Annotated in this window: 2 protein-coding genes, 1 tRNA gene and 1 rRNA gene; 2 read left to right on the top strand and 2 right to left on the bottom strand. The window is 42.1% G+C overall.

Annotated features, from left to right (window positions below):
- Nucleotides 1-48 precede the first annotated feature (48 nt).
- Nucleotides 49-1584, bottom strand: a 16S ribosomal RNA gene (locus L652_RS01000000123445).
- 652 nt (nt 1585-2236) lie between these two features.
- Between L652_RS01000000123445 and L652_RS0107525 the strand changes: the two genes are divergently transcribed.
- Nucleotides 2237-3652, top strand: a complete 1416-nt coding sequence (locus L652_RS0107525) for a sodium:alanine symporter family protein (RefSeq protein ID WP_024603385.1) — start codon at nt 2237-2239, stop codon at nt 3650-3652.
- A gap of 171 nt (nt 3653-3823) precedes the next feature.
- Complete coding sequence (locus tag L652_RS0107520) at nt 3824-5422, top strand: BCCT family transporter (RefSeq protein ID WP_024594997.1); 1599 nt, start codon at nt 3824-3826, stop codon at nt 5420-5422.
- 427 nt (nt 5423-5849) lie between these two features.
- On the opposite strand, the gene L652_RS0107515 is transcribed toward L652_RS0107520, so the two are convergent.
- Nucleotides 5850-5936 (bottom strand) — tRNA-Leu (locus tag L652_RS0107515).
- Nucleotides 5937-5949: the final 13 nt, after the last annotated feature.

Here is a 5949-nt window from a genome sequence, read left to right as displayed (position 1 = left end):
TAACAATCATCTGTGTGGACACTACGAACAAATAAGTTCTAAATCGTATAAGGAGGTGATCCAGCCCCAGGTTCCCCTAGGGCTACCTTGTTACGACTTCACCCCAGTCATGAATCACTCCGTGGTAAACGTCCTCCCGAGGGTTAGACTATCTACTTCTGGAGCAACCCACTCCCATGGTGTGACGGGCGGTGTGTACAAGGCCCGGGAACGTATTCACCGCGTCATTCTGATACGCGATTACTAGCGATTCCGACTTCATGGAGTCGAGTTGCAGACTCCAATCCGGACTACGACGCACTTTAAGTGATTCGCTTACTCTCGCGAGTTCGCAGCACTCTGTATGCGCCATTGTAGCACGTGTGTAGCCCTACACGTAAGGGCCATGATGACTTGACGTCGTCCCCACCTTCCTCCGGTTTATCACCGGCAGTCTCCTTAGAGTTCTCAGCATTACCTGCTAGCAACTAAGGATAGGGGTTGCGCTCGTTGCGGGACTTAACCCAACATCTCACAACACGAGCTGACGACAGCCATGCAGCACCTGTATCAGAGTTCCCGAAGGCACCAAACCATCTCTGGTAAGTTCTCTGTATGTCAAGTGTAGGTAAGGTTCTTCGCGTTGCATCGAATTAAACCACATGCTCCACCGCTTGTGCGGGCCCCCGTCAATTCATTTGAGTTTTAACCTTGCGGCCGTACTCCCCAGGCGGTCTACTTAATGCGTTAGCTTTGAAAAACAGAACCGAGGTTCCGAGCTTCTAGTAGACATCGTTTACGGCGTGGACTACCGGGGTATCTAATCCCGTTTGCTCCCCACGCTTTCGTACATGAGCGTCAGTGTTGACCCAGGTGGCTGCCTTCGCCATCGGTATTCCTTCAGATCTCTACGCATTTCACCGCTACACCTGAAATTCTACCACCCTCTATCACACTCTAGTTTGCCAGTTCGAAATGCAGTTCCCAGGTTGAGCCCGGGGCTTTCACATCTCGCTTAACAAACCGCCTGCGTACGCTTTACGCCCAGTAATTCCGATTAACGCTCGCACCCTCCGTATTACCGCGGCTGCTGGCACGGAGTTAGCCGGTGCTTCTTCTGTCAGTAACGTCACAGCTAGCAGGTATTAACTACTAACCTTTCCTCCTGACTGAAAGTGCTTTACAACCCGAAGGCCTTCTTCACACACGCGGCATGGCTGCATCAGGCTTGCGCCCATTGTGCAATATTCCCCACTGCTGCCTCCCGTAGGAGTCTGGGCCGTGTCTCAGTCCCAGTGTGGCTGATCATCCTCTCAAACCAGCTAGGGATCGTCGCCTTGGTGAGCCATTACCTCACCAACTAGCTAATCCCACTTGGGCCAATCTAAAGGCGAGAGCCGAAGCCCCCTTTGGTCCGTAGACATTATGCGGTATTAGCAGTCGTTTCCAACTGTTGTCCCCCACCTCAAGGCATGTTCCCAAGCATTACTCACCCGTCCGCCGCTCGTCAGCAAAGTAGCAAGCTACTTTCTGTTACCGCTCGACTTGCATGTGTTAGGCCTGCCGCCAGCGTTCAATCTGAGCCATGATCAAACTCTTCAATTAAAAAGTTTTATGTCTTTCGACAGCTCAATGAATTCTGAATTTTTGTTTTTGTTGCCAAAAACGAATTGACTGTGCGTTATTATTTTCACTTTTAAAAAAGTGAAATCAAAACAGCTCAAGGCTGAATCTTTTAATAACATATGGTCACTCAGTTTCAATTGAGACTCTAATTTGTTTGCCTCGCTACCTAAGTAGCTTGGCTGTTAGAACTCAATCTGTACGAGTGCCCACACAGATGATTGCTTTATATTGTTAAAGAACGTTTGAGTCGCTTTAGCGTCTCAAGGGATGCGAATAATACACCCTTTATTTTTCGAGTCAACACTTTGTTTTAAACTTTCTTTTGGAAGATTTAAAACCGAAGTTTTATTTAACTCTCTGAGTAGTTCGTGCCTCGCTATGCGTTGTCCGCTGCGCGTCGCCATATCCCGTCTCAGTGGGGTCGCATTATAGGGAGCGGCGGATTTTACGCAAGCGTTATTTGCATAAAACAGTAATTAAAATTAAGCCCCAAGCAAGTGCACACGATAGTCACAAGTTACCCACAAAACCCTGTTGATAACTCTGTTTTTGAACTTAAAAACTAAACACTTTTATCCTGATGTGATAAGTTGCGGTCACTTTTTTTAACTCATGTATTTAGGCAGTATCCATGACAGACATAATAAATAGTATAAGTGCCCTTCTATGGGGGCAAGTTCTCGTCTACTTATTAATAGCAGCGGGCCTCTTCTTTACTTTTCGACTAGGCTTTATTCAATTTGTGCAATTCCCACATATGTTCAAAGTTATGTTTGGTTCTCGTAAATGTGCCGATAACGAAATTTCATCCTTTCAGGCTTTTTGTACTTCATTAGCAGCTCGTGTCGGTACTGGTAATATGGCAGGTGTTGCTGTCGCCTTATACCTAGGTGGCCCAGGTGCTATTTTCTGGATGTGGCTTATTGCATTAATAGGTATGGCTACAAGTTTTGCCGAGAGTACTTTAGCTCAGGCTTATAAAACAAAAGATGCAGATGGTAATTTTAGAGGTGGCCCTGCTTATTATATGCAAAACGGTTTAGGCAAACGTTGGATGGGAACTTTATTCTCGTTATGTTTAATTTTAGCCTTTGGTTTAGTATTTAACGCAGTACAGTCAAACTCTATTGCTGCAGCATTTGAAGTAGCGTTTGATGTACCTAAGTATATAGTAGGCATTTGCTTGGTTATTGGCTCTGGCATTATTATTTTTGGTGGCCTAAAAACAATTTCTCGCTTTGCTGAAATGGTTGTTCCATTTATGGCATTAGCTTACCTGCTGGTTGCACTTTATGTATGCGCCATTAACTTTACTGCACTACCAGATGTGCTAGTACTTATTATAAAAAGTGCTTTTGGTATTGAACAAGCTGGTGCTGGTGCTATTGGATACGGTGTCACACAAGCGATGATCCAAGGTATAAAGCGTGGTTTATTCTCAAACGAAGCTGGTATGGGTAGTGCAGCTAATGCCGCGGCTACTGCGACGCCTTACCCTCCTCACCCAGCATCACAAGGTTATGTGCAAATGTTAGGCGTATTTATTGATACTATTGTTATTTGTACAGCGACTGCTTCTCTTATTTTACTATCGCAGCAATTAGTACCTGAATCTGGTGTTATGGGGATTGAACTTACACAAGCAGCATTACAAGAACATGTCGGCAACTGGGGTACTTACTTTATTGCTATTGCTATATTGTTTTTTGCCTTTACTTCTATTGTGGCCAATTACTCTTACGCTGAAACAAATTTAATGTTTTTAGAACACAACTCTAATAAAGGTATGTTTATCTTTAGACTTGTTGTTTTAGGTATGGTGATGTTTGGTGCTGTTGGTGAGCTTGGTTTAATTTGGACGCTGGCAGATATATCAATGGGTTTAATGGCCATTGTAAACGTTATAGCGCTATTTATGCTTTCAGGTGTTGTTGTATGGCTTTCAAAAGACTATAACGAACAACGCAAAAAGGGCTTAATACCCACCTTTGACAAAAGTAAGCATCCTAAACTTGCTAAAGAGGTTGACCCAGAGGCCTGGGAATAGAAAATAATCAGCGAGCTACGGCTCGCTTTTTTAGTTCTAAAAATAACAAATACTACGCTTAATCATCTCATTTCTTATAAATAAAAGTTATATTAATTTTAAAACTATTTTATATTTAATTACGTAGTGCGTAGGATGTATGAATTAAGTTATCTATAAAAAGGAGATCCGATGGATGACATGACAAAAAAATACAGTATAGACACTACTGATTACCAAGTTGGGCAAGATAATGTACAAAAGTGGGGATTTGATATCCATAACCCAGTATTTGGTATAAGCGCTTTCTTAGTTGTTTTATTTGTAATACTTACCCTAGTTTTTGACCCTACCGTTACCCGTGATGCACTAACCTCTACTAAAGACGCAATAATTAATCAATTTGATAGTTACTTTGTGTTACTAGCCAATGCCTTTGTGATCTTTTGCGTTATTTTAGCATTTTCTCCTTTAGGTAAAATTCGGTTGGGTGGCGTAAAAGCTCGTCCAGAACATGGTTACATGTCATGGCTTTCAATGCTCTTTGCAGCAGGAATGGGGATTGGCTTACTGTTTTGGGGAGTTGCTGAGCCAACTGCATATTATACTGGTTGGTATCATATGCCTATGGGCGTTGAGCCAAATTCACCGCAAGCACACTCATTAGCTTTGGGTGCAACCATGTACCACTGGGGTTTACATGGATGGGCGATTTACGCAGTTGTTGGGTTAAGCTTGGCTTTTTTTGCATTTAATAAAGGCCTTCCTTTATCTATACGTTCGGTTTTTTATCCATTATTTGGTGATCGCGCCTGGGGATGGCTTGGTCATATCATAGATATACTCGCTGTACTGTCTACTTTATTTGGTTTAGCTACATCGCTAGGCCTTGGCGCTCAACAAGCTACCAGCGGGATAAATTATCTGTTAGGCACTGATTACGGGACTGCTTTTCAAATATCTGTTATTGGTTTAGTAACGTGCATTGCAATTTTCTCAGTTATTAGAGGTATTGAGGGGGGTGTTAAAGTACTGAGCAATGTTAATTTAATTTGTGCATTTATTTTATTATTAGCCGTTATTGCCCTTACTTTCTCTGATGCAATTACTGCTGTTTGGTTTACCCTTGGGGCGTACGTAGAGCACTTTGTACCTTTGAGCAATCCATTCAATAGACCCGATGAAGATTGGATGCACTCTTGGACTGTGTTTTATTGGGCATGGTGGATATCATGGTCGCCGTTTGTTGGGATGTTTATTGCCCGAGTTTCAAAGGGGCGCACTGTACGCGAGTTTTTACTCGTCGTCATTGGCCTACCAACGCTTCTTAGTTTGGTTTGGATGGGCGTATTCGGAAATATGGCAATTACACAAGTTATAGATAAAGTTGGCCCACTTGGACAAAATGGTTTAACTGATATCTCAGTGACTTTATTTCAAGTATACGAGCAGTTACCTCTTTCTAGTTTTATTTCTATTATTTCTATAGCACTCGTTTTGGTATTTTTTATAACGTCGTCTGATTCAGGATCGCTTGTAATAGATGGTATAACTGCGGGCGGTAAAATAGATGCACCAGTGCCACAACGTATATTTTGGGCTACAGTCGAAGGCGTGATTGCAGCAGTATTGCTCTGGGTTGGTGGCTCGCAAGCATTGCAAGCGCTTCAGTCGGGCGTAGTTACTACAGCTTTGCCGTTTTCAATAGTACTTATTTTAATGTGTGTTGCGCTTATTCAAGGCTTGTTGAGCGAGTATCCAATTTACAAAGCTCAGAGTAAACTGCAATAACAATTTATCCTTTATAAGCGATCCTCAAGGATCGCTTATAAAATCTTCGCAATTGGTATAACTAAGTGCTTAACACATTCCTTATACTCCTACCTTAAATTTATTTTAGACACCGCACTTCTATTACATTCATTAATGCCACCCCTCGTTAAAACTTAGGTGCAGGAGTAATTGCCATGAAAATTAAATAACCAGCGTTCTGATTTTTTGCTCTGTTATAAACAGGTGCTCTTATACCAATTCGCTTAATTAAGTGATCTATTTTGAGGATGGTGAAACTCTAAGATATTAAAAAGAAATAGATTTTAAAGGTAAGTAGGTATTAAAAATAAGATTAGAGAATTTAAGTAAGAATAATTTTTGAATGTTTTAAAATTAGAAGCAATTTAGAATTTAAGTGAATTTAATCTGAGGATTTTAGTAAAGATGGTGCCCGAGGCCGGACTTGAACCGGCACGACTTGTTAGTCGAGGGATTTTAAATCCCTTGTGTCTACCAATTCCACCACTCGGGCATCGAGTTTGCTA

This window comes from Pseudoalteromonas sp. TB25 (genome assembly GCF_000497995.1).
In the GTDB taxonomy this organism is placed as follows: Bacteria; Pseudomonadota; Gammaproteobacteria; order Enterobacterales; family Alteromonadaceae; genus Pseudoalteromonas; species Pseudoalteromonas distincta.
Note: the sequence above shows the minus strand (reverse complement) of the source record. Positions and strands in the feature narration are given on the sequence as shown.